21 protein-coding genes are annotated in these 25,047 nt (G+C 72.1%); 14 read left to right on the plus strand and 7 right to left on the minus strand.

What is annotated here, in order from left to right; genetic code table 11:
• The first annotated feature begins 117 nt into the window (after positions 1-117).
• A complete protein-coding gene (locus tag P696_RS0129310; protein WP_026415117.1) occupies positions 118-1,251 on the plus strand; it encodes an acetyl-CoA C-acetyltransferase in 1,134 nt (377 codons plus the stop codon).
• 97 nt (positions 1,252-1,348) lie between these two features.
• On the plus strand, positions 1,349-2,131 hold the full coding sequence (locus tag P696_RS0129315) for an enoyl-CoA hydratase/isomerase family protein (protein ID WP_064744149.1): 783 nt from the start codon (positions 1,349-1,351) through the stop codon (positions 2,129-2,131).
• Between the two features lie 97 nt (positions 2,132-2,228).
• On the opposite strand, the gene P696_RS48920 is transcribed toward P696_RS0129315, so the two are convergent.
• From P696_RS48920 to P696_RS0129330, 3 genes are all read right to left on the minus strand, one after another.
• Positions 2,229-3,635, minus strand: coding sequence for a polysaccharide lyase 6 family protein (locus P696_RS48920; RefSeq protein ID WP_034487622.1), 1,407 nt, complete (start codon positions 3,633-3,635; stop codon positions 2,229-2,231).
• Between the two features lie 112 nt (positions 3,636-3,747).
• The gene (locus P696_RS0129325; RefSeq protein WP_211245888.1) at positions 3,748-4,980 is read right to left on the minus strand and encodes an MFS transporter; all 1,233 of its coding nucleotides are present in this window, start codon (positions 4,978-4,980) and stop codon (positions 3,748-3,750) included.
• Positions 4,981-5,055: 75 nt separating this feature from the next.
• The gene (locus P696_RS0129330; protein ID WP_026415120.1) at positions 5,056-5,814 is read right to left on the minus strand and encodes an IclR family transcriptional regulator; all 759 of its coding nucleotides are present in this window, start codon (positions 5,812-5,814) and stop codon (positions 5,056-5,058) included.
• 187 nt (positions 5,815-6,001) lie between these two features.
• Between P696_RS0129330 and P696_RS0129335 the strand changes: the two genes are divergently transcribed.
• The 3 genes from P696_RS0129335 (at position 6,002) to P696_RS48930 (ending at position 10,034) form a co-directional block, all read left to right on the plus strand.
• Positions 6,002-7,999: an acyl-CoA dehydrogenase family protein gene (locus P696_RS0129335; RefSeq protein ID WP_084338356.1), complete on the plus strand. Its 1,998-nt coding sequence runs from the start codon at positions 6,002-6,004 to the stop codon at positions 7,997-7,999.
• Positions 8,000-8,190: 191 nt separating this feature from the next.
• Positions 8,191-9,030 (plus strand): lipoate--protein ligase family protein, encoded by an 840-nt coding sequence (locus P696_RS53075; RefSeq protein ID WP_051468335.1) that lies wholly within the window; start codon positions 8,191-8,193, stop codon positions 9,028-9,030.
• A 209-nt stretch (positions 9,031-9,239) separates the two neighbouring features.
• A complete protein-coding gene (locus P696_RS48930) occupies positions 9,240-10,034 on the plus strand; it encodes a class I SAM-dependent methyltransferase (protein ID WP_245627857.1) in 795 nt (264 codons plus the stop codon).
• 576 nt (positions 10,035-10,610) lie between these two features.
• Here the strand turns inward: P696_RS48930 and P696_RS58890 are convergent.
• Positions 10,611-13,502 carry a helix-turn-helix transcriptional regulator gene (locus P696_RS58890; RefSeq protein WP_026415122.1) on the minus strand — a complete coding sequence of 964 codons (2,892 nt, stop codon included), beginning with the start codon at positions 13,500-13,502 and terminating at the stop codon, positions 10,611-10,613.
• A 42-nt stretch (positions 13,503-13,544) separates the two neighbouring features.
• Positions 13,545-14,585: a CaiB/BaiF CoA transferase family protein gene (locus P696_RS48935; protein WP_051468336.1), complete on the minus strand. Its 1,041-nt coding sequence runs from the start codon at positions 14,583-14,585 to the stop codon at positions 13,545-13,547.
• 169 nt (positions 14,586-14,754) lie between these two features.
• On the opposite strand from P696_RS48935, the gene P696_RS48940 reads away from it, so the two are divergent.
• The 6 genes from P696_RS48940 to P696_RS0129390 all read left to right on the plus strand — a co-directional run bounded on the left by P696_RS48940 (position 14,755) and on the right by P696_RS0129390 (position 20,712).
• Entirely contained in the window at positions 14,755-16,473 is a 1,719-nt protein-coding gene (locus P696_RS48940; RefSeq protein WP_157429986.1) for an LLM class flavin-dependent oxidoreductase, read from the plus strand.
• Between the two features lie 241 nt (positions 16,474-16,714).
• Complete coding sequence (locus P696_RS0129365; RefSeq protein ID WP_026415123.1) at positions 16,715-16,990, plus strand: hypothetical protein; 276 nt, start codon at positions 16,715-16,717, stop codon at positions 16,988-16,990.
• Positions 16,987-17,214: a hypothetical protein gene (locus P696_RS0129370; RefSeq protein ID WP_026415124.1), complete on the plus strand. Its 228-nt coding sequence runs from the start codon at positions 16,987-16,989 to the stop codon at positions 17,212-17,214. Before P696_RS0129365 ends, P696_RS0129370 begins: the two co-directional genes overlap by 4 nt.
• Before the next feature lie 289 nt (positions 17,215-17,503).
• Positions 17,504-18,418, plus strand: coding sequence for a deoxyribose-phosphate aldolase (gene deoC, locus P696_RS0129380; protein WP_034487627.1), 915 nt, complete (start codon positions 17,504-17,506; stop codon positions 18,416-18,418).
• A gap of 4 nt (positions 18,419-18,422) precedes the next feature.
• Positions 18,423-19,865 (plus strand): aldehyde dehydrogenase family protein, encoded by a 1,443-nt coding sequence (locus tag P696_RS0129385; RefSeq protein WP_211245889.1) that lies wholly within the window; start codon positions 18,423-18,425, stop codon positions 19,863-19,865.
• Positions 19,858-20,712 (plus strand): aldehyde dehydrogenase family protein, encoded by an 855-nt coding sequence (locus P696_RS0129390; protein WP_026415127.1) that lies wholly within the window; start codon positions 19,858-19,860, stop codon positions 20,710-20,712. Before P696_RS0129385 ends, P696_RS0129390 begins: the two co-directional genes overlap by 8 nt.
• Positions 20,713-20,795: 83 nt before the next feature.
• Here P696_RS0129390 and P696_RS56320 read toward each other — a convergent pair whose 3' ends face one another.
• Positions 20,796-21,308, minus strand: coding sequence for a hypothetical protein (locus P696_RS56320; protein ID WP_157429987.1), 513 nt, complete (start codon positions 21,306-21,308; stop codon positions 20,796-20,798).
• On the opposite strand from P696_RS56320, the gene P696_RS56325 reads away from it, so the two are divergent.
• From P696_RS56325 to P696_RS0129405, 3 genes are all read left to right on the plus strand, one after another.
• Entirely contained in the window at positions 21,274-21,996 is a 723-nt protein-coding gene (locus P696_RS56325; RefSeq protein WP_157429988.1) for a histone H1-like repetitive region-containing protein, read from the plus strand. The genes P696_RS56320 and P696_RS56325 overlap by 35 nt on opposite strands.
• Before the next feature lie 94 nt (positions 21,997-22,090).
• Complete coding sequence (locus P696_RS0129400) at positions 22,091-22,336, plus strand: DUF2630 family protein (RefSeq protein ID WP_026415128.1); 246 nt, start codon at positions 22,091-22,093, stop codon at positions 22,334-22,336.
• Between the two features lie 438 nt (positions 22,337-22,774).
• Positions 22,775-23,137, plus strand: coding sequence for a hypothetical protein (locus P696_RS0129405; RefSeq protein WP_026415129.1), 363 nt, complete (start codon positions 22,775-22,777; stop codon positions 23,135-23,137).
• Between the two features lie 144 nt (positions 23,138-23,281).
• Here P696_RS0129405 and argS read toward each other — a convergent pair whose 3' ends face one another.
• Positions 23,282-25,045 (minus strand): arginine--tRNA ligase, encoded by a 1,764-nt coding sequence (gene argS / locus P696_RS0129410; protein WP_026415130.1) that lies wholly within the window; start codon positions 25,043-25,045, stop codon positions 23,282-23,284.
• Between the last annotated feature and the right edge of the window lie 2 nt (positions 25,046-25,047).

The following is a 25,047-nucleotide window of genomic DNA, read 5'->3' on the forward strand; positions in this document are numbered from 1 at the left end:
GGATCCGAGACCCAGGTCACACGGGATTGCGTCAGGGGCGCGGTAATCTCATACTGACTGACCGAATCTCACTCGGTTTCGGGACGGAACCCACAACCCCTGGTTTTTGGAGGCGCAGTGGCCGAGGCGTACATCGTCGGCGCGGTCCGTACCCCCGTCGGTACCAAGAAGGGCGCACTCAAGGACGTTCACCCCGCCGACCTCGGCGCGCACGTCCTCAAGGAGCTGGTGAACCGCACCGGCGTCGACCCGTCCGAGGTCGAGGACAACATCATGGGCTGCGTCATGCAGGCCGGTCCCCAGGCCCTCGACATCGCGCGCACCGCGTGGCTGTCGGCCGGGCTCCCGGAGAACGTGCCCGGCGTGACCATCGACCGGCAGTGCGGCTCGTCCCAGCAGGCGATCCACTTCGCCGCGCAGGGCGTGCTGTCCGGCACCCAGGACCTGGTCGTCGCGTCCGGCGTCGAGCACATGGCCAAGGTGCCGATGGGCGCGTCCATCGTGCAGGGCCTCGACTTCCCGTACGGCGAGGGCTGGGCCGAGCGCTACGGCATGCAGGAGATCTCGCAGTTCCGCGGCGCGGAGCTGATGGCCGAGAAGTGGGGCTACACCCGCGAGGACCTGGAGCGGTTCGCGCTGGAGTCGCACCGGCGCGCGGCCAAGGCGATCGAGGCGGGGCACTTCGACCGCGAGATCGCCCCGATCGCCGGGCTCGCCAAGGACGAGGGCGCCCGCCCCGACACCACCCTGGAGAAGATGGCGTCGCTGAAGACGCTGCGCGAGGGCGGCGTCATCACCGCGGCCGTGTCGTCGCAGATCTCCATCGGCGCGTCCGCGCTGCTCATCGCGTCCGAGGAGGCCGTCCGGCGGCACAACCTCACCCCGCGCGCCCGCATCCACACCCTGGCCGTCACCGGCTCGGACCCGGTCTACATGCTGACCGGCCCGATCCCGGCGACCGAGAAGGCCCTCGCCAGGGGCGGCCTGTCCATCGGCGACATCGACGTGTTCGAGGTCAACGAGGCGTTCGCGCCGGTGCCGATGGCGTGGGCGCACGAGACCGGCGCGTCCCTGGAGAAGACCAACCCGAACGGCGGCGCGATCGCCCTCGGGCACCCGCTGGGCGCGACCGGCGGCATCCTGATGACCAAGCTGCTGCACGAGCTGGAGCGCACCGGCGCCCGCTACGGCCTCCAGACGATGTGCGAGGGCGGCGGCCAGGCCAACGCCACCATCATCGAGCGCCTCTGACGGTCGGCTTCCCGGGGCTCGGCCTCTGAGACCCGGTTCTGGCATCGTTCGGGCGGGACCACGCGCGTGGTCCCGCCCGTTCTTCTTGGGAGGGCCTGTGTACTCGACGATTCTGTACTCGGTGTCCGAGCGGATCGCGCGCATCACGCTGAACCGTCCGGACGCGCGGAACTCGCTGAACGACACGATGGTGGACGAGCTGCTCGACGCCTTCGCGCGCGCACGAGACGACGACGAGGCGCGGGTCATCGTCCTCACCGGGGCGGGTGACCGGGCGTTCTGCGCCGGGGCCGACCTGGGCGGGCTGGCGGCGTCCGGGGTGGCGGCGACGCGCGAGGAGCTGCGGGCGAGCGCTCCGTTCCGCCTGTTCACCGCGTTCCCCACGCTCGGCAAGCCGGTGATCGCGCGGCTCGCCGGGCACGCCGTCGCGGGCGGGCTCGGCCTCGCCGCGGCCTGCGACCTGGTGGTCGCGGCGGACGACGTGAAGCTCGCGACGCCCGAGGTCAACGTCGGGCTCTGGCCCATGATGATCATGGCGATCATCAACCGGAACGTCGCGCCCAAGCACGCGTTCAGGCTCTACTACACGGGCGAGCGGATCACGGCCGCCGAGGGCCGCGAGATCGGCCTGGTCACCGACGTCGTCCCGCGCGCCGAGCTGGACGCCCGCGTGGACGCGCTGGCCCGCACGATCGCGGCGAAGTCGCCGGTCGGGCTGCGGCGCGGACGGGAGGCCTTCTTCGCCATCGAGGGCCGCCCGCTGGACGACGCCGTCGAGCACCTCCTCGGCGAACTGGTCGAACTGGCCGCGACCGAGGACGCCAAGGAGGGCATCACCGCCTTCCTCGAACGCCGCGAACCCGACTTCAAGGGCCGCTGACCCCGGCCCGTCCAGAGGCCGCTGGCCGGACGCCCGGGGCGACGGACGTCCGGCCAGCGACCGGCCAGCGACCGGCCGGCGACCGGACCGCCCGGCGTCAGGAAGCGGACGGACCGACGTTCGCGCTGGTCAGCGGCACTCGCGCGACAGGAAGAGCGGAGAGTTCGTCGGCGCCGATGTCGGCGGTGCCGGTGGCGGGCTGGCCGTCGATGTCCGTCCCGGTGCCCGGGAACGCGCTCTTCGCGGCGTTCACGGCCGGGCTGCCCTTGACCAGATGCTGAAGGCCGCCGCTGAGCTTCAGCTTCGGGTCCGCGAACCGGTAGCCGGACCCCGGGACGCCCGGCGCGCCGGTTGCGGGCGCGAAGAACAGGTTGCCCGCGAAACTCGACTTCACCACGTTCAGCTTCACGGCAGGGGCCTTCGCCGCCCGGACGATGTTGTCGGCAAAGGCCAGGTCATGCGCCTTGCCGCCGCCCGAGTGGTCGCTCGTCACCTGGCCCAGGACGGTGTTGTGCGTGAATCGGACGTGGTCGGCGGGCCAGTAGGCATTCGGGTCGGACGTGCCGCCGCCCACGGTCACCCCACCCTCCACGTAGTTGGTGTGGATGTCGTGGCCGCGCCCATAGAAACGGATGCCGGACGTCCCGAACAGGTCGTTTCCGTAGACCTGTGAGTCGTTGCTGAAGCGCAGCACGATCCAGCCCTTGCTGCTTCGGATCGTGTTGTACCGGACGACGTTGTTGGACGACTTCACCGAGATGCCCTCGACGTCGCCGTTCGCGCGGTCCAGCAGGTTGCCCTCGATGACCGCGTGCGCCGGGACCGCGCCCTTGTCGCCGTACCCGAGGCGGATGCACTCGCCGCCGTTCGACCCGCCGAACCCGTGGTCGGTGAACAGGTTGGCGCTCACGCGCGTCCGCTGGGCCATGGTCTTCCCGGGCCCGTTGATCTGCAGGAACACGCCCTGGGACCGCTTGTGCGCGAACGTGTTGCGGTCGATCCGGACGTCGTCGGCCTCGACGCTCACCCAGTTGTTCTTGGACGCGGGCTCGGCCAGCCGGAAGGTGTTGCGCGTGAACCGGACGCCCGGGGAGTCGGCGGGCACGCCCGGAGCCTCCCGCGTGTGGAACACGAACCCGGCGACGGTCACGTTGGGCGAGCGGGAGAGCGTGATCCCGGCCGTCCCGGTCAGGACGACCTTGCCGGTGTGCTGCGCGCCGACCGTGATCCGCGCCTGCTTCGTCCCGGCCCGTCCGGTGATCGCCACGGGCTTGGCCAGGGCGTACGTGCCGTCCCGGAGCAGGACGGTGTCGCCCGGACGCGCCGCGTCGACCTTCTTCTGCAGGTCGGACGGCGAGGACGCCAGGACGGTCCGTCCGGCCACGGCCGAGACCTCCGTCCCGTGCCCGCCGCCGGAGAAGCCGGCGGCGACGGCCGCCGTGGCCCCGCAGGCGAGCACGCCCGCGCCCGCCGTGAGTGCCGAGATCCGTGCCGTCCGTCGCATGTCGAGTGACCTCCGTGATCGCCTGGGCTCGCGGCAGTGTAGAAGCGGAGCACGCGGGCGCGGGGACGAAAGCACCAACTGCGACACGACTGTTCAACCCGCGTACATCAGCTCAATCCTGGAGAGCGGGGACCGGCTCCGCGCGAACGGCCCCTTCGTCCGGCGAGACGTCCGGCAATAGCGGACGAACAAGGACGAACTGGAGCACCGCGAGGACGAGGCAGAGCGCGGCGGTGCTCGTCCAGAGCGCGGCCACTCCCGCGTGCTGCAGGATCTGCGTCGCCGTGACCGGCGCCGCGATCCCGGCGAAACCCCAGCTCAGGCCGTACACCGACAGGTACTGGCCGCGTCCGTCCGGCGGGGCGATCCCGGCGACGGCGGCGTACACGCGTCCGAAGATGAGCAGGTCGCCGAGGCTCCACACGACGGTCGCCACCGCGAGCGGCACGAGCCCCCGCGCGAACGCGTACCCGGTGAACCCGGCCGCCAGCAGGACGCACCCGGACGCGAGCATCACCGGCGTGGACAGCGCGGCCAGCCGTCCGAGGCGCAGCAGCGGCTGGCCCGCGACCGTCGTGACGGCCGAGACGGTGAACAGGATCCCGGCGTCGGCGGCGGACCGTCCGCTGTGCGTCATCGACAGCGGCAGCGCGACCGTGACCTGGGTGAAGACCAGGGCGTAGAACGTGCCCGTGCCGAGCAGGACGAGCAGCGCCCGATCGCGCCACGGCGACGGGCCGTCCCGCCGCGTCCCGCTGCGCAGCGGCCGGTCGAGCGGCAGGACGCGTCGCACCACCACCGCGCAGGCCAGGCAGGACGCGGCGTCGATCACGAACAGCCAGCGCAGGTCCCAGCGCCCGACCGCCGCCGCGATCAGCCCGGCGCCCGTGCCCCCGGCGGCGAGCGCGGCGCTGAACAGGCTGTAGGCGCGCGCCCGGTCGGCCGGGGCGACGGCGTCGGCGATCAGCGCCTGGCTCGCCGGTTCGTAGATCTCGTAGACCAGGCCGAGCAGCACCGCGAACGCCAGCACCTGCCAGGTCGTCCCGGCGGCGGCGATGGCGAGCTGCGCGACCGCGCACCCCGCAAGGCCGAGGACGATCGAGCGGCGGCGGCCGATCCGGTCGGCGAGCCGTCCGCCGAGCAGCCGGGACGGTATCGTCGCCACCCCGAACGCCGCCGTGACCAGCCCGGCCGTCACCGGGCTCGCGCCGAACCGGGCGACGGTGAGCGCCGCCAGGAACGGCACCGAGAACGCGCCCAGCCGGTTCACGGCCCGCGCCACGGCCAGCAGCCAGACGCCGCGAGGCAGCCGGTTCCGCGTCACCACGACCTCCGTCACTGTCATAACAAAAAACGACAGTGACGAAACTAGGCCGTCAAGGCGTAACTCGTCAACACCGTTTCGACGGTTACGAATGTCTCAGAGGGTGAGGCTGAGCGTGCGCTGGATCCGCGCCGCCGTCGCCTGCATGTGGTGCACCCGCGCCTCGACCTTCGGCAGCTTCGTCGAGCGGCACGAGATCGCGAGCGCGCCGACGACGCTGCCCGTGGCGTCGGTGACCGGGACGGCCGCGCAGCCGGTGCCGAGCGCGTACTCCTCGTGGTCGAGGGTCAGGCCCGCCTGCGTGTTCAGCAGCTGCATCAGGCGGCGCGGCTCGGTGATCGTGTGCGGGGTCAGGTCGACCAGCGGGTGCCTGGCCAGGTAGTCGCGGCGCCGGTCCTCGTCGAGCTGGCCGAGCATGCACTTGCCGATCGCGGTCGCGTGCGCGGCCTCGTCGAAGCCGACCCACAGGTCCACGCGCGGGGCGCGCGGGCCGTCCGCGATGTCCACGATGCGGATCTCGTCGTCCACGTGCATGCCGAAGTAGGACGCGACGCCGAGCTCGTCCCGCAGGGCGACCAGCGCCGGGCGGATCCGGGTCAGCAGCTGCTGCGCCCGCGCCTGGCCCTGCAGCGAGTGGACGCGGTCGCCGAGCACCCAGGCGCCGTCGGTCATGCGGAGCGCGTAACCCTCGTGCGCGAGGGTACGGAGCAGGTGGTAGGTGGTGGCGAGCGGCAGTCCGGCCTCGCGGGACAGCTGCTTCGCGGGCGCTCCGTTCGGGTGTGAGGCGACGGCCTCCATGAGACGCAGCGCGCGCTGCACCGAGGAGATGAGAGTAGGTCTCCGTGTCTCATCCATCACGCACAGCGAACCCCTCCGGCCGGGCAGTGGCCAAGACATGGGCGGTACGCGACCATTGGATCACCTTCCGTGGCGGCGGGAGGCGGTTTTCGTCAAGACGGTCTCGTCCGGGGCCCTACTCAGCGGTTTCGCCCGGGAGTAATTTCACGGGGAGAGCCCCCGGAAGCACGCTCGAGGAGTCGGCATGAACCAGCCGGACCACTCCGCACAGACCGGAAAGCGGCCGGACCCCGCGGCTCAGCGCGAGGCTCAGGGCGCGGCTCACGTGGACGAGCGGACCGCGCGGAGGGTCGCCGAAGAGGCGCGCGAGACGGAATGGCGGCTGCCGAGCTTCGCCAAGCAGCTCTTCCTGGGGGACCTCCGTCTCGATCTGATCCACCCGCACCCGCGTCCGGACGCCGAGGCCCGCCGGAAGGGTGACGAGTTCCTGGCCCGGCTGCGAGAGTTCTGTGCCACCCGCGTGGACCCGGCGCAGATCGAGCGGCAGGCCCGCATCCCGGACGAGGTGGTCAAGGGGCTGCGCGAGCTCGGCGCGCTCGGCATGAAGATCCCCGAACGGCACGGCGGGCTCGGGCTCAGCCAGTACCACTACGGACGGGCCCTGATGATCATCGGGTCGTGCAGCCCGGCGGTCGGGGCGCTGGTCTCGGCGCACCAGTCCATCGGCGTCCCGCAGCCGGTCAAGCTGTTCGGCTCCGCCGACCAGAAGGCCGCCTGGCTGCCGGTCAGCGCGCGCTCGGTCACCGCGTTCCTGCTCACCGAGCCGGACGTCGGGTCCGACCCGGCGCGGCTGCGATGCTCCGCCGTCCCGGACGGCGACGAGTACGTCCTCAACGGTGTGAAGCTGTGGACGACCAACGGCGTCATCGCCGACCTCGTCGTGGTGATGGCGCGCGTCCCGAAGGGCGAGGGGCACCACGGCGGCATCTCGGCCTTCGTCGTGGACATGCGCAGCCCCGGCATCACCGTCGAAAACCGCAACGCCTTCATGGGGCTGCGCGGCATCGAGAACGGCGTGACCCGGTTCCACGACGTCCGCGTTCCGGCCGGGAACCTGATCGGGCCCGAGGGCGCGGGCCTGAAGATCGCGCTGACCACGCTGAACACCGGACGGCTCTCGCTCCCCGCGGTGTGCGCGGCGGCCGGGAAGTGGGCCACGAAGATCGCCCGAGAATGGACGGCCGAGCGCGTCCAGTGGGGACGTCCCGTCGGGGAGCACGAGGCGATCGCGAAGAAGGTGGCGTTCATCGCCGCGACCGCCTACGCGCTGGAGGCCATGGTCGACCTGTCGGGCCAGCTCGCCGACGACGAGCGCAACGACATCCGGATCGAGGCGGCGCTGGCCAAGCTCTGGGCGTCCGAGATGGCGTGCCGGATCGCCGACGACCTCGTCCAGCTGCGCGGCGGACGCGGCTACGAGACCGCCGAGTCGCTGGCGGCGCGCGGTGAGCGCGGCGTCCCGGCCGAGCAGGTGCTGCGCGACCTGCGGATCAACCGGATCTTCGAGGGTTCGACCGAGATCATGCACCTGCTGATCGCGCGCGAGGCCGTGGACGCGCACCTGTCGGTGGCCGGCGACATCATCGACCCGGACGCCTCCACCGGCGACAAGGCGCGGGCGGCGGCGCGCGCCGGGGGCTTCTACGCGCGCTGGCTGCCGACGCTGGTCACCGGGTCCGGGCGGCGTCCCGGCGCGTACGGCCAGTTCGGGCCGCTGGCCAGGCATCTGCGCTACGTCGAGCGCGCCTCGCGCAAGCTCGCCCGCTCCACGTTCTACGCGGCGGCGCGCTGGCAGGGCGGGCTGGAGCGGCGGCAGGGCTTCCTCGGACGCATGGTCGACATCGGCGCCGAGCTGTACGCGATGAGCGCGGTCTGCGTGCGCGCCCACGCCGACGCCCACCCCGAGGGCGATCCCATCGGCGGTGACGTCGAACCCGGGACGTCGGCGATCCGGCTGGCGGACGTGTTCTGCCGGCAGGCGCGGGTGCGGGTGGACGAGCTGTTCGACGGCCTGTGGCGCAACACCGACGCGGAGGACGGACGTCTCGCCCGCGAGGTGCTGAACGGCGACTTCACCTGGCTGGAGGAAGGCGTGCTCGACCCGTCCCTGCCCGGCCCGTGGATCGCGCCCGCCGAACCCGGCCCGAGCGGGCGGGACGACGTGCACCGCTTCATCGGCTGACCGTCCGCCGGTTCCCGGGCCCGACTACCTGCGGATCATTGCACAGTGTCACCATATGAAAACTCTCCGACTGTCATCGGCCCGGTGGGTCGATATGTTTCAGCCACCCGGCGGTGGTGCGGTCGCCGGGCTGCCCCGGCGGCCAGCTCGGCCGAGACGGCCGACACGGAGGCGAGCGGAGGGACGGCGGGATGCTCAGCATGATCGTCGACGACGTTCGGGAACCGGCGTGGAACCTCGCGCTGGACGAGGCCCTGGCGCGGGTGCCCGGGCCGCGCGGGCGGCGGGCCGTCCGCCGCAGGGGGAGACCCGTGGGCCCGGGGACGGTGCCGCCGCCCCGGCCGGGGGTGGCGTCGCCCGGCGCGCCCTCCGGGGGGACGGCGGCGGAACGGATGCCAGTGCTGCGGGTGTGGCAGAACGCCCCGAGCGTCGTGATCGGCCGGTTCCAGAACGTCGAGGAGGCGGTGGACCTCGCCGCCTGCGCGCGGGACGGGGTCCGGGTCGTCCGGCGGGCGAGCGGGGGCAGGGCGGTCTACACCGACTCCGGAACCCTGCTGTTCTCGCTGGTCAGACGGCCTCGGCCGGGGGAGCGCCGGTTCCCCGCGCAGTGGCCCGACCTGGACGTCCTCGTCGGGACGGCCCTCGGACGGCTCGGGTACCCGCACGAGATCCTCGTCGGAGGGGGCATCGTCCAGACGGCGCGGCTGCGGACGCGCGACGCCGTCCTCACCCACCTCGCGGTGCACGTCACGCCGATCAACGCCTACGGGCCCGCCTATCTGCTGCCGTCCGGCGGGGGCGAGCGGCACACGCTCGCCGACCTCGGGATGCCGATCACGCTGGACGCGGTCCGCGCGGCCGTGCTGAGTGAGATCATGGACGTGTACGGGATCGCGCGCACCCGACGTCCGGATCCGGGCGAGCAGGCCGTCCGCGACCATCTGTACAGCGTCCGGTACGGGGACGTGACCTGGAACCTGTCGGGGCCCGCGGGCCCTAGGCGGGCCGCCTGGGAGTTCACCGGCGGCTGACCCGAGGCCGACCAGGGGAGGGGCGGCGTTAACCGCCCGTTGACCTGGTGATTTCCCCGGCCGGACGCGCGATCGTCGCGGGACCGTCCGGGTCGCCTGCTGTGGGTAGACTGACCCGACCTTTGTGCCCGAGATCGGCATCGGCCCAGTCCGAACAGCATCCGAGCGAGCGGGAAAGTATGCAGTCACCAGGTCAGAAGAAGAGCATCATGGGCGGCGTCCTCAGCCTGCTGAGCAGCGGCCCGAAGCAATCCGCAGGGCCGGTCGCGCCGCCCGCCGCGGGCGAGGACGTCGTCCAGCCCGCCGCCGGCGAGGGCGCGCTGGAGAACCACCTCGGCGGCGACGAGGCGCGCAACTACCGCCAGTACGAGTACGACATGGTCGCGCCGCACGTGGGCCGCAAGCTCCTGGAGATCGGCTCCGGGCTCGGGCACTTCTCGGAGCAGTTCGCGGGCCGGCTCGACTACCTGGTCGTCAGCGACAACGACCCCTACTGCGTCGGCGAGCTGCGCAAGCGCTACGACGGCAACGACGACGTCGAGGTCCTCGACCTCGAGCTGCCCGCGACGATCGACATCCGGCAGAAGGTCGACACCGTCGTGATGATGAACGTCCTGGAGCACATCAAGGACGACGTCCAGGCCCTCCGCGACCTCGCCGCCGTGACCGAGCCCGGCGGGCGCATCGTCATCTGGGTCCCCGGCTACATGCAGCTGTACGGCGACTTCGACCGCAAGGTCGGCCACGTCCAGCGGTACACCCCGGCCACGCTGGGGAAGGCCGTCCGCGAGGCGGGCCTGGTGCCGGACGTGCTCAAGCCGATCAACTTCCTCGGCGGCATCGCCTGGTGGGCGGCCGTCCGGCGCGGCGGGGCGGGCTACCCCGACCCGCGCCTCGTCAAGATCTACGACCGGACGGTCATCCCGGCCACCCGGGCCATCGAGCGGGTCGTCCGGCCGCCGTTCGGGCAGACGGTCCTCTGCGTGGCCCGCGTCCCGAAGTAGGCGCATCGCTCAGCGGGCAGGACCCGGTCTCCTTGTGGGGGCCGGGTCCTGTTCGTGTCACGGCCTCGGTAGGGGTGGACGGCATCCGTATCGGGATTTAGGTACCCGGTTCGGGAGGTTGGCCGATGTCCGGCGCGGGCGCCGGGCGGCAGACTCGGTGACGTCCGAGCGGCCCGGGGCGCGCCCCTCCCGGCGGTGGAGCTCCGCGAGATCCCGCGTGCCGCGCGTCGCGAGGACGGCCACTGAAGTTCCCGTGTGGTCCGACGGCCCGGGGCGGGTGTCCGGGAGGGGAGACGCCCGTCACCGGGCTCGGACCGGGGCCGGAACGGGAACTCGGCGGCGACCGCCGGAGCGAGCCGTCGGCGGGACGATCCCTGGGGTGGCGTCCCGCCGGCGGCGGCCATCCCGCCGGTCCGGTCGCGCCACTCCCACGGCGCGGCCGGACCGGCGGCCTCGCGGAGCCACTGCTCGGTGGCCCGAGTTCGACGGCGCGGGTTCGGTGGTCGCGTCTGGACAGGGCGGCCCGGTCACCCGGAGGGGGGTCGGGCCGCCCGCGCGGCGTGGACGGGTGGACGGTCAGTGCGCGGCGGTGAAGAGGGAGAGGCGGTGCGCCGTCGCGGCGGCCTCGCCCCGGCTCGCGACGTCCAGCTTGGCCAGGATGTTGGAGACGTGCACGCTCGCCGTCTTCGCGGAGATGAACAGCGTCCCGGCGATCTCGCGGTTGCTCCGGCCTTCGGCGACCAGGCGCAGCACCTCGAACTCGCGCGGGGTGAGGCCGAACGGCGCGGCGGCCGGGTCGGCCTGCGCGCCGAGCCGGGCCCGCTGGGTCAGCCCGGACAGCCGGTCCAGCAGGGGGACGGCGCCGAGGTCGCGGGCGAGGTCGGTCGCGCGGGCGAGGCGGTGGCGGGCGGCGTCCCGGTCCCCGGCGTGCAGGGCGGCCTGTCCGGCCCAGGACAGGGCCAGGGCCTCCTGGTAAGGGTTCGCCAGCGCCTTCCAGGCTGCGGCGGCCTCGTCCCAGGCGTCCAGGTTGAGGTCGCCTCGTGCGCGCGCGGCGGACGCGTCGTAGGTGCTCTTCCACGCCTGTTGGAGCGCGCCCAGGACGAGCGTCGCCTGCGCGCGCTTCTCCACACGTTCGAACTCGGGCGATCCGCCGAGTTCCGCGCAGGCCGTCGCCGCGAGGACGAGGACGGGCCACGCGTAACGCGAATCGTCCGGAAGCGACTCGTCGGGATCGCCGAGGACGGGCTCGGCGGCGACGAGCGCCGCGTCCGGACGGCCCTGGGCGAGCCGGATCCCCGCCTCCAGGCGGCGGGTGGCGAACAGGTCCTGCACCTTCGGCCAGGTCACCTCGCGGGCGTAGCCGAGCATCCGCACCGCGCGGGCGAGGTCGCCGCGCGCGGTCGCGATCTCCCCGGCGATCGCGAACAGCGAGGTGCGGACCTTGCGCGGGGGACGCTGGTCGATGGTGCGGCGGAGCAGCGTGTCCGCCTCGTCCCAGCGGCCGAGGGAGACCAGCGGCTCGGCCTGGTTGATCGCCAGGAACGCGCCCTGGGTGCGGGCCACCCCGGTCGCCTGCGCCTTCTGCACCCCGTCGCGGGCGATCTCGACGGCCTCGGCGTGCCGTCCGGACCCCTCCAGGAAGTGCGACCGGTTGACCGCGACGCGCAGGCGCAGCCGGTCGTCGCCCTCGGCGTCGGCGAGCCGCCGCATCTCCTCCAGCAGCCGCTCGGTCGGGCCCTCCTCGCTGTAGCCCGCGCCGTAGTCGAAGTCCAGGCAGGACAGGGCGAGCAGCGCCTCCACCTCGGCGTGCCGGTCGTTGACGGCGCGCCCGATCTCCAGGGCGGCGTGCGCGGCCTGGCGGGGCTCGTCGGAGTTCTGCAGCAGGCGGCCGACCGTCGCGAGCGTGTTCAGCGCCCGCGCGCGCTGCGACGTGGGCTCGTCGGCGGGCAGCAGCCGGACGGCCTCGCGCAGGTCGTCCACGGCCCCGGGCAGTGTCTGGTCGAACAGCATGCGGCCACGGCGTTCCAGCAGCTCGGAGCGGCGGAAGGCGTTCTCCGGGACGTCCGGGAGCATCCGCAGCGCGCCGGTCGCGTACTTCACGCCCCGGTCGAGCTCCCCGGCGCTCTCGGCGGCCTGGACGGCCTGCTCGAACACCTCGATCTGGGACGCGCCGATGCGCTCGGCGGCGTCCGGCACCCGGTCCCAGAGTTCGAGGACGCGGGCGAGCATGTCGAGGCACTCGGCGTACGCGACGCGGCGGCGGGCCTCACCGGCGGCCTTCCAGGACGCGACCAGCGCCCACAGCGCGTCGTGCGCGGCGTGCCAGTGGTGGCTCAGCTCGTGCCAGAGACGGTCGGCGGGGACGAGGTCCGGGTCGTCCTCGAGGGCCTCGGCGTACCGGGTGTGCAGGCGGGTGTGCTCGCCGGGCAGCAGGTCGTCGTGCACGGCCTCGCGGATCAGCGCGTGCCGGAACGCGTATCCCTCGCCGTCCACCTCCAGGACGTTCGCGGCGACCGCCGGGCGCAGCACCCGGGTCAGCGCCGCGTCGTCCAGCCTGGTCACCGCCGCGAGCAGCCGGTGGTCGATCCGGGTGCCGCCGCCGGAGGCGTCGCGCAGCGCCTCCTGGGTCTCCTCCGGCAGCCGCTCGACCCCGGCGAGCAGCAGGTCGCGCAGGGTCTCCGGCAGCTCGCACACCAGCCGTCCGTCGCAGCCGACCAGCGTCTCCACGAACAGCGGGTTCCCCTCGCTGCGGGACTGCACGGTGTCGACCAGCTCGGGGTCGGGCGTGCGGCCGAGGATGTCGGCGACCAGCTCGCCCACCTCGTCCCGGGTCAGCCGGGGCAGGTCCAGCCGCTGGACGCGCTCCACGCGGCCGAGCTCGGCGAGCAGCGGGCGCAGCGGATGGGAGCGGTGCAGCTCGTCCGACCGGTAGGTCACCACGATCAGCAGCGGCGCCGTCCCGACGTTGCGCACCAGGAACGACAGCAGGTCGCGGGTGGACCGGTCGGCCCAGTGCGCGTCCTCGATCACCAGCGCGACCGGGGACCGCTCGGCGAGGTGCTCCAGGAGGGTCAGCATCGTCTCGAAGAGCCGGGCCCGCTCCTCGCCGGACGCCGCGTCCGACTCCGGCTCGCCGAACTCCGGCAGCAGCCGCGCGAGCCCCGACGTCGCGCCGCGCGGCAGCAGCTCCGCCACGCCGTCCACGCCGACGTCCCGGACGAGCCCCCGCAGCACGGTCGTGAACGGCGCGAACGGCAGGCCGTCCGAGCCGAGCTCCAGGCAGCCGCCGACCAGCAGGCGCGCGCCGTCCTTGACGGCCGCGCCGAACTCGCGGATCAGCCGGGACTTGCCGAGGCCCGCCTCACCGCCCACGAGCACCGCGCCGGGCGCGGCGGCCAGGGCCTCGGTCAGCCGGCCGAGCTGTCCCGCCCGGCCGACCATGATGGGGGACGTCCCGTATGCGCTCACGCTCCCAGCATGCCAGTCGTTTTCCGGACTTTCTCCCCCTTTTCAGGCGTCCCAGGACTGGTCGCGGTGCTCGTCCAGCTCGGGTGTCCGGCCAGGTGGCGAGGGGGGTGTCACCGTCGTCCGGACCGGGCTGCCGACCGTCCCGTCCACGACGACGCCGCGCGCGGCGAAGTGCGGGTGCGCCATCATCTCCGCCCTTCCCAGGACCGGCGCCACGGGCGCGCCCTCGGCGCTCAGCCGCCGCAACGCCTCGTCCGCGTCCAGTTCGCCGATGGCTTGCGCGATCCTCTTGTCCAGGTCGCGAACCTGCTTGACGCGTTCGACGAAGGGGACGTGCGCGATGTCGTCCAGGTCCAGCGCGTGGCACACGGCCGTCCAGAGCCTGTCCTCGGAGACCACGCCGAGGGTGATCCTGCGGTCGTCGGCCGTCCGGTACACGCCGTATCCGGCCACCGGCCCTGCCCGGTGGGTTCTCGTCGCCGCCTCCGGGACGGTCGCGACCCAGTTGGCGAGGACGTCCGCCATCCCCAGATCGACGCGCTCGCCGATCCCGGTCGTCCGCGCGTGGAGGACGGCCGCCGTGATCGCGAACGCCGCCATCGTCGCCGCCGCCATGTCCGCCACGGGAAGGTCGTCCGCCGCGGGCGACACCGCGTCCGGGGGAAGGGCGCCCGCGTAGGCCCGGTAGTTCACGTCATGGCCCGGTGTGTTCGCCAGGGGTCCTTCGGCGCCGTACCCGGACAACGAGCAGTACACGAGCGCCGGGTTCGCCTTCCGGACGTCCGCGTGCCCCACTCCGAGCCGCTCCGCCACCCCCGGCCGGAACCCCTCGACGAACACCTCGGCCCCTGCGGCCAGCTCAAGGCATCGCGCCCGGCCGTCCTGCGTTTTGAGATCCAGCGCCACGCTCCGCTTGTGCTGGTTCAACAGGTCGAAATGCGATCGGAACGCCCGCATGGGCTCGCCGCCGGGCGGCTCCACCTTGATGACGTCCGCCCCCAGCTGCGCCAGCAGTTGCGTCGCGTACGGCCCAGGCCGCCATGTCGTCAGGTCCAGCACCCGCAGCCCGTCCAGCAGCCCCATGGCTCACCCCTCCTGTGGGTCGACGGCGTCACCGTCCCGCTGAAGTGGAGGCGACGTCAAGCGAGCGCTTGTTAGACGCGGAGTGTTGACGGCGAGGCCGGGCGGGGGTGACCCTGGACCGGGGCAGTACGTGTTCGCCGGGTCGTCGTGCCTGGTCAGGACGGTGGAGGTGGTTGGGATCCGATTCTCGCTCTTCTACGAACACCAGCTGCCGCGACCCTGGGACGACGGGCAGGAGCTGCGGCTCTATCAGGACGCGCTCGAGCAGATCGAGATCGCGGACCGGGTCGGCTTCGACGCGATCTGGGAGGTGGAACACCACTTCCTCGAGGAGTACAGCCACTCGTCCGCGCCCGAGGTGTTCCTCGCGGCGGCGTCGCAGCGGACGAAGCGGATCCGGCTCGGGCACGGGATCGTCCAGCTGCCGCCCGGCGTCAACCATCCCGCGCGGATCGCCGAGCGGATCGCCACGCTCGACCTGGTGTCGAACGGACGCGTCGAGTTCGGGACGGGGGAGTCGTCCTCCAGCGCCGAACTGGGCGGATTCGGAATCCGGCGCGCCGAGAAGCGGGCGCAGTGGCAGGACGCGATCGACGCCGTCACGCGCATGTTCGTGGAGGAGCCGTTCGCGGGCTGGAACTCGCCGCACCTGCGGATGCCGCCGCGCAACGTGATCCCGAAGCCCGTGCAGAAGCCGCATCCGCCGCTGTGGGTGGCGTGTTCGCGACGCGAGACCATCCAGTTCGCCGCCCGGAACGGCATCGGCGCGCTCTCGTTCTCGTTCGTCGAGCCGGAGGACGCCGCCAAATGGGTGGACGAGTACTACCGCATCATCGAGTCGGACGAGTGCGTTCCGGCGGGTTTCGCCGTGAATCCCAACGTGTGCGTCGTCCTGCCCATGATGCTGCACGAGGACGAGGCGACCGCGATCGATCGCGGCATCGATGGCGCGCACTTCTTCGGATTCGCCCTGGCGCACTACTACGGGACGACACCGCACGACCCGGGCCGCACCAATGTGTGGGAGGCGTTCGAAGAGCGCCGCGCCGCGCAAGGGTTCGACCGTGATCAGATCATCGCCAATTCCCAAGCGCTCCGGGTGAACGTCGGATCGTTGCGCGGAGCGATCGGAACACCGGATCAGGTGGCCGATCTCATCCGTCGCTACGAGAATGTCGGCGTCGACCAGATCGGCTTCGTCCTCCAAGCCGGGACGAACAGACACGAGCACATCTGTGAGGCACTCGAACTGTTCGGGAAATCCGTTCTCCCGCGCTTTACCGAGGGACGCGAGGAGCGTGAGGCGGAGAAGGCCGCACGATTGGCCCCGGCCGTGGAGCGCGCTCTGGAACGGCGTGAGCCCGCGCGTTCGCTGCCGGTCGGATACCGGATGGACGAGGACGCCGAGGTGGCCCGTGCGCACCGGGGGCCGCGTCTGCGCCGTCCGACGCTGGCGGACGTCCGGCACGAGGCCCGGCGACGCGTCCAGAAGGGGCTGTTCCGGATCGTCCACAACGCCTCGGACGAGGCCATCGAGCGTCGCTTCGGCCCGCGCGCCCAGCGCGCCTTCTTCGGCGGCATGGCCCGCGCGTACGACCCGTCCATGGCGGGCGGCTTCAAGGGTGACATCGACTTCCGCCTGACCACCGCCGACGGCTCCGCCACCACCTGGACGATGACGATCACCGGCGAACGCGCGTACGCGGGCCCGGGCCCCTCACGCGCGCCCGCGCTCACCCTCACGGCGTCCACACCCGACTTTCTGCGCATTCTGGTCGGCGACGCCAACCCCGCCAGCCTCATGATGGACGGCCGCCTCAAAATCCGCGGCGAGTTCGAACTGGCCCCTCGCCTAAGCGAAATGTTCGGAGGCCCGTCCCCATACTGATTCCCTAGGCGACCCAACCTGCCACCCCAAACTAGTCCTCCCCCATAGGGAGGCCGAACGTGAATGCCCACCCATCCCCTCCCCAAACGGACAACCAGCCTGATCACTTGAAGCCATAAATCCGCAATGATCCGTGATCAAGCAAGCGTGAACCGTAGCTTCAAGCCATGGCCACACCAAGACACGAAGCGCTCCATCGGCTGGAGCGAAAGAAACCGAGGCCGTGCTTTGGAGGCAGTTCATGAAGACCTACAACCCGCGCTACGTGTCCGTCCTCCGCGAGGAGGGCCGCGCAGAGGGGCTCAGCGAGGGCCGTGCGGAAGGGCTCAGCGAGGGCCGGGCCGAAGGGCGGGCGCAGGGGCAGGGAGAGGCGCTGCTCGTTGTCCTGGAGGGGCGCGGGGTCGCGGTGTCCGACAAGGCCCGGGAGCGGGTTCACGAGTGCGTGGACCCCGACGTTCTGCGTGGGTGGCTGTTGCGTGCGGTGACGGCCTTGACGGAGGAGGACGTCTTCGGGTGACGGCGAACGTCTTCCGGTACGTGTCCGAGGCGCGTGCCAGGGGAGTCCGTGACGGCCGTAACGAAGGGCAGGCCGAGGGTGTTCTCCTCGTCCTGCAGGGACGCGGCCTGACGGTGTCGACCGACGTCTGCGAACACATCCTGGCGTGCACGGATCCGGAGCGGCTCCGGGCCTGGCTCATGCGCGCCGGCACGGTCGGAACGCCGGACGAACTGTTCAAGTGACGGACGCAAGGGCGTGCCGCAGACAATGCGGCACGCCCAACGCCCTTAGAGACGCGGCGTCAGAGCCGCCACGAGTTGCTCATGCAAGCGGCCGTTGGTGAACCGAGCCAGGTCGGCGAGGCCGAGCGCCACGGCGAGATCGGTCATGCTGGACAACCCTGGCATGGGTGACCACCGGGCGGATCTTGTGCCCGGGGATGTGCAGGTGGTGGGGGCGGAGTGGTGATCAAGGGTCCGGTTTGTGCCGGTGGGATTCGTGCGTGATCCTGGGGTGGTGTCAACGGAGACTATGCCCACCGGGGCCGAGCTGCGGGCGTTCCTGCACGGACTGCCCGGCGTCGACCAGGTCGGGGCGGACGAGCGGGCCGCGCGCCTCGGCGCGCGGTCGATCAAGACGACGGCCAAGGCCCGGGCGATCGACCTGGCGATCTCCATGGTGGACCTGACCACCCTGGAGGGCGCGGACACCGCCGGGAAGGTCCGGGCGCTGTGCGCCAAGGCCGTCCGGCCGGATCCGGCGCAGCCGGACGCGCCGAAGGTCGGGGCGGTGTGCGTGTACCCGGACCTCGTCGAGGTCGCGGTGGACGCGCTCCAGGGCTCCGGGATCGGGGTCGCCTCGGTGGCGACGGCGTTCCCGGCCGGACGCGCGCCGCTGGAGGCCAAGCTCGCGGACACGCGGGCGGCCGTCGCGGCCGGGGCGTCCGAGATCGACATGGTGATCGACCGGGGCGCGTTCCTGGCGGGCGACTACCTGAAGGTCCACGAGGAGATCGTCGAGACCAGGCGGGCGTGCGGCGACGCGCACCTGAAGGTGATCCTCGAGACCGGTGAGCTGCGCACCTACGACAACGTGCGGCGCGCGTCCTGGCTGGCGATGCGGGCCGGGGCCGACTTCATCAAGACCTCCACGGGCAAGATCTCGCCGGCCGCGACCCTGCCGGTCACGATGATCATGCTGGAGGCCGTGCGGGACTTCCGCGACGCCACCGGGCGGACGGTCGGGGTGAAGCCCGCGGGCGGCATCCGCACCACCAAGGACGCGATCAAGTACCTGGTCATGGTCAACGAGGTCGCCGGGCCCGACTGGCTGACCCCGGACCTGTTCCGGCTCGGCGCGTCCAGCCTGCTCAACGACCTGCTGATGCAGCGCCGCAAGCTCGCCACCGGGGTCTACTCCGGTCCCGACCACTTCACCCTGGACTGACCCGATGGATGAGAAACTGTTCGAGTACGCACCGGCGCCCGAGTCGCGAAGCGTCGTCGACATCAAGCCTGCGTACGGGCTCTTCATCGACGGAGAGTGGGTCGACGGTTCGGGCGAGGATCGCAACAAGACGATCGATCCGTCGAACGAGGAACCGCTCGCGGAGATCGCGGTGGCCACGGCTGAGGACGTCGACCGGGCCGTGGCCGCCGCGCGGCGCGCCCACGAGAAGGTCTGGGGCCCGATGCCGGGCCGCGAGCGCGCCAAGTACCTGTACCGGATCGCCCGGATCATCCAGGAGCGGTCGCGGGAGCTGGCCGTCCTGGAGTCGATCGACAACGGCAAGCCGATCCGCGAGTCGCGCGACGTGGACGTCCCGCTGGTCGCCGCCCACTTCTTCTACTACGCGGGCTGGGCCGACAAGCTCGGCCACGCGGGGTTCGGCGCGAACCCGCGGTCCCTCGGCGTCGCGGGCCAGGTCATCCCGTGGAACTTCCCGCTGATGATGCTGGCCTGGAAGATCGCCCCGGCGCTCGCGACGGGCAACACGGTCGTCCTGAAGCCCGCCGAGACGACGCCGCTGACGGCGCTGCTGTTCGCCGAGATCTGCCAGCAGGCCGAGCTGCCGAACGGCGTGGTCAACATCGTCACCGGCGCGGGCGGGACGGGCCGCCTGCTCGTCGGGCACGACGGGATCGACAAGGTCGCGTTCACCGGGTCCACCGAGGTGGGCAAGGAGATCGCGCGGGCCGTCGCGGGCACCCGCAAGCGGCTGACGCTGGAGCTCGGCGGCAAGGCGGCGAACATCGTGTTCGACGACGCGCCGCTCGACCAGGCCGTCGAGGGCATCGTCAACGCGATCTTCTTCAACCAGGGCCACGTGTGCTGCGCCGGGTCGCGGCTGCTCGTCCAGGAGTCGGTCGCCGGCGAGCTGCTCGACCGGCTGAAGCGGCGGATGGCCACCCTGCGCGTGGGCGACCCGCTGGACAAGAACACCGACATCGGCGCGATCAACAGCGGCGAGCAGCTCGCGAAGATCCGCGAGCTGGCCGACAGCGGCGAGGACGAGGGCGCCGAGCGCTGGTCGCCGCCGTGCGAGCTGCCGCAGCGCGGGTTCTGGTTCGCGCCGACGGTGTTCACCGGCGTCGCGCAGTCGCACCGCATCGCGCGCGAGGAGATCTTCGGCCCGGTGCTGTCCGTGCTGACCTTCCGCACGCCGGACGAGGCCATCGAGAAGGCCAACAACACCCCGTACGGCCTGTCCGCGGGTGTCTGGACGGAGAAGGGCTCGCGCATCCTGTGGGCGGCCGAGCGGCTCCGCGCGGGCGTCGTGTGGGCCAACACCTTCAACAAGTTCGACCCGGCGTCGCCGTTCGGCGGCTACAAGGAGTCCGGTTTCGGCCGCGAGGGCGGACGGCACGGCCTGGAGGCGTACCTCGATGTCTGAGCGGCTGAGTGTTCGCAAGACCTACAAGCTGTACATCGGGGGCGCGTTCCCCCGCTCGGAGTCCGGACGGTCGTACGTGGTGAACGACGCCAAGGGGCGGTTCCTCGCCAACGCGTCGCAGGCGTCCCGCAAGGACGTCCGGGACGCGGTCGTCGCGGCGCGCAAGGCGTTCGGCGGCTGGTCGTCCAGGACGCCCTACAACCGCGGCCAGATCCTCTACCGGGTCGCGGAGATGCTGGAGGGCCGCCGGACGCAGTTCGTGGACGAGCTGCGCGCCGGAGGGGCCGCCAAGACCGCCGCCTCGGCCGAGGTGGACGCGGCGATCGACCGCTGGGTCTGGTACGCGGGCTGGGCGGACAAGATCGGCGCGGTCGCCGGGAACGCGAACCCGGTCGCCGGGCCGTTCTTCAACCTGTCCACGCCCGAGCCGTCCGGCGTCGTCGGGATCGTCGCGCCCGACAGCGCGCTGCTCGGCCTGGTCTCGGTGGTCGCGCCCGCGATCGTCACGGGCAACACGGCGGTCGTCGTCGCGTCCGAGCCCGCGCCGCTGCCCGCGATCACGCTCGCGGAGGTGCTCGCCACGTCCGACCTGCCGGGCGGCGTGGTCAACCTGCTGACCGGACGGCGGGCCGAGCTCGCGCCGTGGCTGGCGTCCCACATGGACGTGAACGCGATCGACCTCGCGGGCGTGTCCGAGGAGGCCGTCACCGACCTGGAGAAGGCCGCCGCCGACAACCTCAAACGCGTGCTGCGTCCGGGCATCGGCGACTGGTCCGCGGAGCCCGGCACGGACCGGATGACGGCGTTCCTGGAGACCAAGACGGTGTGGCATCCGGTGGGTGTGTAACGTCCGTTTCGCGCGTCCGGTGTGTAGATCGTCGCGAAGTGTGGAATAGATCTCTCCGTAGCTGATCATGCACGGGGGGTAGATCAGGTGCCTACCAGGACCACATCGCGCACGACGAGCCGAAGCACGGCCGGGCGCGCGAGGAAAACGACAGGGAAGGCCACGACCGCCGGCAGGGCGGCGTCCAAGCGGACCAGCGCCGCCGTGAGGTCGACGGCGTCCAGGTCCACGGTCTCGGCACGCGCCGGGACGGCCAGGAAATCTACGGCGAAGCGGGCGACCGCGTCGCGGGGCACGGCCGCCAAGAAGGCGACCGGAACCCGGCGCGCGTCGGCCACCAAGCGGACGACGGCGAAGAGGACGACCGCGAAGCGGGCGACCACGGCGCGGACGACCGCTGCCCGGAAGACGACGGCGAAACGCGCGTCGACGGCCGCCAAGCGGACGACCGCGGCGCGCCGCACCGTCGCCGCGGCGTCGTCCCGCGGGTCGGCCGCCGCCGCCAAGAAGGCGACGACCGCGGCGACGCAGGCCAAGTCCGCCGCCACCAAGATGAAGTCGGTGGCGACCAAGGCGAACGCCTCGGTGCGGGCCATGACGGCGATGACCAAGGCGATGACCACCGCGACCAAGGCGATGGCGGACGCCGCCAAGGCGATGAACGCCGCCGCCAAGGCCGTCGGCAGCGCCCGCGCCACCGCCGGGACCACCGCGCGCAAGGCGTCGGCGACCAGGAAGAAGGCCGCGGCACGCAAGACGACGGCGAAGAAGGCCACCACGCGCAAGACGGCGGCCCGCAAGACCACCGCGAGGAAGGCGGCCGCCAAGAAGGCGACCACGGCCCGCAAGACCACCGCCAAGAAGGCGACCGCGCGCAAGGCCACCGCCAAGAAGGCGACGGCCAAGCGGGCGACCGCCGCGTCCGGCAGGACGAAGACGGCGGCGACGGCGAAGCGGGCCACCGCCAAACGGACGACGGCCAAGCGGACGGCGGCGAAACGCGCCCCGGCCAAACGCGCCACGGCGAAGAAGACCGCCACCCGCAAGACGGCGGCCAGGTCGAAGACCGCGTCGACGCGTCCACGCACGACCAGGACGACGACCGCCCGGCGCACCGCCACGCGCCGTGCGGCCACACCGGCCAAGGCCGCGTCGAACGGCGCGGTGTCGGCGGCCTCGTCCTCCACGCTGGTCGACCCGAAGACCCATGCGATGGCCTCGGGTGCCTCGTCGCCGAACGGCGGCGTCCTGTCCGGGATGACCCGGACGTCCCACGGCGGTTGACGGAGGTGGGATCCTCGACGGTGCAGAGCCCTGCCCCGCGTCCGAAACGCGGGTCGGGGCTCGGCCGGTGAGTGGACGAGCCTACGGAGGACACATGGACGACAAGCAGATCCTGTCGCGCATCGACGCGTTCGTGGCCGAGGAGGCCGAGCTGCGCGACAAGCTCCAGAAGGGGGAGCTCTCGCAGGCGCAGGAGCAGCAGCGCCTGCGCGCCCTCGAGGTCGAACTCGACCAGTGCTGGGACCTTCTCCGCCAGCGCCGCGCCCGCCGCGACGCCGGTGAGAACCCGGACCAGGCCGCGGCCCGCCCCGCCAGCGAGGTGGAGGGCTACCTCCAGTAACCCCGCCCCGCTCCCCACCCCGACTCGACCAAGGCGCACCACGGCCGGCAAGGGCCCGCCCCGGGTGACGCCTCTCAACCCCCCAACGGGCCCACGTCCTTTCTGGGACGCCTGTGGTCATCCGGTGACAAACCAGGACGCCGCAGGCGTCCTTTCGTCTCTGCGGGACGCACAGGGCTCCGGGGAGGTATCGGCTTGACCGGTGCGCGGTTCGGCGCGTCCAGGACGCGTCAGGGCCTTCGTGTGGGCTGCACCGGCCCGAGTCGTGCTTCTTCTGAACCGTTTCGCAGGCCCGTTGGGGGTTCTGGTCGTGTGGGTTTGGCCGGATTCGGCCGGGGGATAGCGGTCGGACGCCAACCTGAGCCCGCCGTGGTGTCATCTCATGTGCCAAGGACGGCACCGGACGGGACGCCGTCGCCAGGGGAAGAGGGCTTCACCGTGAAGGGCCTGCTGCAAGCCGCGACCGCCGGGACCGCTCTGGCCGTGGCCGTACCGTTCTTGGCGCTGACGGAGTCGTCGGCGTCCGCGTCCGCGCAGGCCGATCTGGCCTCAGCGCCGGGTCAGGCCACCGCGCAGGGACGCGTCCACGCGCCGATCCCCCTGCGCGTGCGCGGTAAGGCGAACCGCTTCGGCCAGACCCACCGGCGCCTGCCGAACGGCACGTCCGTCCCGCTCCGCTGCTCGGTCACCGGCCAGCGCATCTACGGCGACCGCACCTGGTACCGCCTTGCGACCTCCCAGCGCGAATACGTCGCCGCCCACTACGTGGACATCGTCTCCGGCAGCGTCCCCCGCTGCTGACCGGGGCGGATGGCGCCTGAGCAGGGACGGCGCGGGCGTGGGAACGAAAGAGCCGTCCACCTCGAGGCGGACGGCTCTTCGCGTGCGCTCGCCGGGCTCGCGGGCTCGCGGGCTCGCGTGGCTCGCCGGGTTCGCGTGGGCTCGTTACATGCGTTCGGGCGTCGGGACGCCGAGCAGGTCGAGGCCGGTGACCAGGGTGCGCAGGGTGAGGGCGCACAGGGCCAGGCGGGACTGCTTGGTCGGCTCGTCCGGGGCCTTGAGGACAGGGCAGGTCTCGAAGAAGGCCGTGTAGGACGAGGCGAGCTCGAACAGGTAGGTCGCCAGGCGGTGCGGCTCGGCGGTCTCGTAGGCGCCCTTGACGGCGGCTCCGAAGCCGAGCAGGTGCAGGGCCAGGTCGCGCTCGGCGGGCTCCTTGAGCGTGATGGGGCCGTGGGCGTCGTCCGGGGAGATGCCACCCTTGCGGAAGATCGACCTGATCCGGACCACCGCGTACTGGAGGTACGGGCCGGTGTTGCCCTTGAACGAGATCATCCGGTCGAAGTCGAAGATGTACTCGCTGTCGCGGGCGACGGAGAGGTCGGCGTACTTGACCGCGCCGATGCCGACGGCCTCGACGATGGCGTCGCGGGTGGCGGCGTCGAAGGAGTCGTCGGGGTTGAGCTTGTCGTACTCGGCGCCGGCCCGCTCGACGGCCTCGTCGAGGAGCTCGGCGAGCTTGACGGTGCCGCCGGCCCGGGTCCGCAGGATCTTGCCGTCGGTGCCGAGGACGTTGCCGATCTCCGCGTGCTCCAGCCGCATGCCGCCCTTGACCCAGTCGGCCATCCGGGCGACCGCGAAGGCCATCTGGAAGTGCAGGGACTGCGGGGCGCCGACGACGTAGATCACCCGGTCGGCGTGCTCGGTGTCGGACCGGTACCGGATGGTCGCCAGGTCGGTGGTGGAGTAGTTGTAGCCGCCGTCCCGCTTGCGGACGATCACCGGCAGCGGGTCGCCCTCGCGGCCCTTGAAACCGGGCGGGAACACCACGAGCGCGCCGTCGCTGATCTCGGCGATGCCCTTGTCGGTGAGCTCCTGCGCGGTCGGGTTGAGCAGGTCGTTGTAGAACGACTCGCCCTTGATGTCGTCGTCGGTGAGCGTGACGCCGAGCCGCGTGTACACGTGGTTGAAGTACCGCTTGGACACGTCCACCAGGACCTGCCACAGCCGCATGGTGTCGGGGTCGTGCGCCTGGAGCCGGACGACCCGGGTCCGGGACCGTTCGGCGAACTCGGGGTCGGAATCGAACTTCTGCCGGGCGGCCTGGTAGAAGGCGGTGAGGTCGCTGACGGACGAGTCGTCGCGCTCGGCCGCGGCCACGCCGATGTCGAGCAGGTGCTCGATCAGCATGCCGAACGGGGTGCCCCAGTCGCCGACGTGGTTGTCCCGGACGACGTTCTCGCCGAGGAACCCGGCGATCCGGGCGATGGCGTCGCCGACGATCGTGGTCCGCAGGTGCCCGACGTGCATCTCCTTCGCCACGTTCGGCGAGGAGTACTCGACGATCACCTTCTCCGGGTGCTCGGCCTTCGGGACGCCGAGCCGGTCGTCGTCCAGGGCGGCCTGGGCCTGCCCGGCGATCCAGCCGTCGGCGAGGGTGAGGTTGATGAAGCCCGGCCCGCTGATCTCGACCTTGGAGACCAGCCCGTCCACGTCGAGCCTCGCCACGATCTCCTCGGCGATGCCGCGCGGGTTCTGCTTCTCGCCTCGCTCCTGGGTGAGCGGCTTGACCAGCGACATGGCGACGTTGGCCTGCAGGTCGGCGAACTGCGACGGTCGGATGACCGGGTCGGTGTCCGCGAACGACGGTCCGAAGGCGGCGGCGAGCGCGGCCCGGACCCTGTCAGCGAGTACGAGTTGCGGGTCGGACATGT

It is taken from the genome of Actinomadura oligospora ATCC 43269 (genome assembly GCF_000518265.1).
GTDB lineage: Bacteria > Actinomycetota > Actinomycetes > Streptosporangiales > Streptosporangiaceae > Spirillospora > Spirillospora oligospora.